General features: G+C 46.1%; 1 protein-coding gene. It reads right to left on the reverse strand.

The annotated features are described in order from the left end of the window. Positions 1-94 precede the first annotated feature (94 nt). Positions 95-714, reverse strand: a 620-nt coding sequence (locus A3757_RS02450; RefSeq protein ID WP_231878192.1) for a 1-aminocyclopropane-1-carboxylate deaminase/D-cysteine desulfhydrase, incomplete at its 5' end; no start/stop codon positions are given.

Consider the following 714-nt stretch of genomic DNA (forward strand, 5'->3'; position numbering starts at 1 on the left):
GGCCGACACTAAGCACATAATAAATTAACAGACTCCAGACTTACAGCCTGAATACCGTTCTCACGACAATTCAGAGATTTGAACATGAGATTGTCTATGAAGACAGGAAACGCTGATAGGATTCACCAAATCCACGCCAGCCCTGTAGCCCGCCAGTATGAACAGCTAATACTCGCGCTCCCGCCTGGATTCTTCCTTGATGAATATACTCCGCCAGCCCATACATCATCTTTCCTGTATAAACAGGGTCTAGAACCAAACCATGCTCATCATAAACATCAGAAATAAATTCCGTCAGACGACTATTGATTTTGGCAAAGCCACCGAAATGATAGTGATGACATATTCTCCAAGGGTTAACCCTACTGGCACCTGATAACTGCCGCTCTACGCGATGCTCCAGGTCGTGAGCATTTTTTAGTGCAGAAAATCCAACACACTGGGCTCGACCAATATTTGCCTGAGCAATCCCTGCCAAGGTTGCGCCTGAGCCCACAGCACAAGCTATCAAGTCATAGTTAAGTTGCCCCGCATGATGCAAGGTATTAAATAAACTTTCGATTCCTAGCGTGCCTTGTCTACCTGCACCACCTTCAGGAACAACCCAGGCTTCGGGCATTGCCTCTTTATACATATCAGGTGTAGTGTTAGAAGCAGTGTGACGATACGTTTCACGATCAAGCCATTGAATCTTCATCCCCCACTTTTCGCAAT

This window comes from Oleiphilus sp. HI0117, assembly GCF_001635235.1.